Annotated in this window: 2 protein-coding genes; both read right to left on the reverse strand. The window is 45.5% G+C overall.

The annotated features are described in order from the left end of the window. Positions 1-146 precede the first annotated feature (146 nt). A complete protein-coding gene (locus J1785_RS01370; protein ID WP_217218641.1) occupies positions 147-1,106 on the reverse strand; it encodes a JmjC domain-containing protein in 960 nt (319 codons plus the stop codon). After that, positions 1,103-1,991 (reverse strand): MFS transporter (locus J1785_RS01375; protein WP_217218642.1); only part of this gene is annotated, 889 nt, incomplete at its 5' end. The genes J1785_RS01370 and J1785_RS01375, both read right to left, overlap by 4 nt.

Consider the following 1,991-nt stretch of genomic DNA (forward strand, 5'->3'; position numbering starts at 1 on the left):
CCCTCTTGCTGTTGCCTGTTCCAAAACCCACCGCGAAAGATCTGCGGGCGTCATGGAAAAGTTTCTGCCAAGCGCAATAAGCATTACGGTATAAGAAATGATGGCTTCGCTGCGCGGGTCAAAATCGTGAGGCGTTATATTTTCTGTCATGACAGATAACTCATGTATTTTCTGATGGCATAGTTAAGAGCCTGGTAATTATCAAAGACATCGGCGTAACTGCTTTGGTAACTATCGGCGGTTAGATTTTTGGTGGCAAGAATAACCGACTCATTTATTTGCTCTGGGTGATATACATCCTCACTGGTTATATATTCACGCAGGGCGGGATCTTTAACCATTTCTTTTTTAAGTGCATCAAGGATCACCTCCACCTTCGTGGGTACGGAATACGTGAGATTCACCGCAAGGGTCTCCACGTCAGAGCGGGTAGCATGCCACCATCCCCGGGGAACAAATAAAACGCTTCCGGGTTTGAGGACGACTTCCGTCGCCTGTTCAAAGAAGTTCGTCGGTGGCTCTCCCTGCCAGTACTGCTGCATTTCTGCAGACAGATGGGGGTAGTCTTTTAAGTCAAGGTGTTCAAGGGGCCGGAGGGCATTTTCATTGGGCATAAAATACCATTTTTTCTCCCCCTGAATTTGGAAAACAAAGTTTACGTAGGAATCGAAATGGGGGACGAGTCCTCCCTGTTTGTGCGCGGCGTAAATGATAGCCTTATGAAAGACATTATTGGGTAATAACAGGTTTTTTTTGAGTTTTTTCCCAATCTTATACAATTTTTCATAGGCCAAATCAGCAAAATCGAACTCCAGTGCGGCGCCTTCTGCGTAAAGTTTCGCGGCCTTGTTTGCATTGACCATTAAGCGGTCTGACAAGCCTTCCGTACTCTCCAGTAATTTCTTGCCGTAACACATGACCGGAGATTTGTAGTCCTGCAGGACCGTGTCAACGGAAAACGATCCGGGAAGGCTGAGAAAACTGAGCACATCATCTAACTGCGCATGCAACACGTGGTAATTCTTATCCGGCCAGCAGCTCTCAATAAAGCCCTGAAGTCCGCCTGTTCCAAACATAAATCCATTGTCACTAACCGCATTATTCATCTGAACGTCCTCTGCAGATTGGGTTTTTCTGCCATGCGCAGCATCAGGAACAGGCAGAGCGTAACCACAGCAAATATCATCCCGTCTGTCGCGACCGCGATACCCGCGGAATAGGATTCGGAAATGACGGTTAATAATTTTGCACCGACGGCGGCACCGAGGCAGCTGATAAGAATGAAACTTGAGAAAATAGCCCCTTTATATTTATCTTCCGTGTTGGATTGGATGATCAGACGGGTCATTGAGAACCCGATGCTGGTCCCTACGCCCCATAGAACTCCGGAGGCCAGACAAAGATAGGGGGTCTGACTGAGGCCGAAGAAAATGACACCGCAGCTGCAAATTAACCAGCCGGTGATATAAAGACTACTGTGGTTAGTGATTTTCAATTTACGTAAAACAAAGAAACCGGTCACTAACCCGCCTAATGACCAGGCAATTTGCATGCCTGCGATATAAAAGTTGTTACTGTTATCTAACTCCTTGACGTGCAGGGCAACACCGGCCACAAAGATCGCCATCGAACACACGCCAATCATAAAATAAGTAATGCTCATCAGTAATATCATTTTATTGGAAACGATTTCTCTTAATGCTTCCAGCATAACCTTTTTGTATTTTGGCTTCACCGCATCCGAGCTGACTTTCTCAGGGATCCTAAAAAGAAAAATGAGTCCCATCACACAGAGTAAAAGCGCAATACTCAGGTAGGTTTTTGTGCTGTCAGTGCTTAGGACATAAGACAATAGTGTGCCCGTCAGGCCAAAGAAATAGTTTAACGTGGTCGTGTTTATTGTCATATTTTTTATTCTTCCCGTATTAATATCAGGGAGAATACTGTCCAGCGTGGGTTTAATAAAACCCGTAACAAAACCAAATAACAGA

Origin of the sequence: Rahnella perminowiae, from assembly GCF_019049755.1 — a bacterium.
GTDB classification, from domain to species: domain Bacteria; phylum Pseudomonadota; class Gammaproteobacteria; order Enterobacterales; family Enterobacteriaceae; genus Rahnella; species Rahnella perminowiae.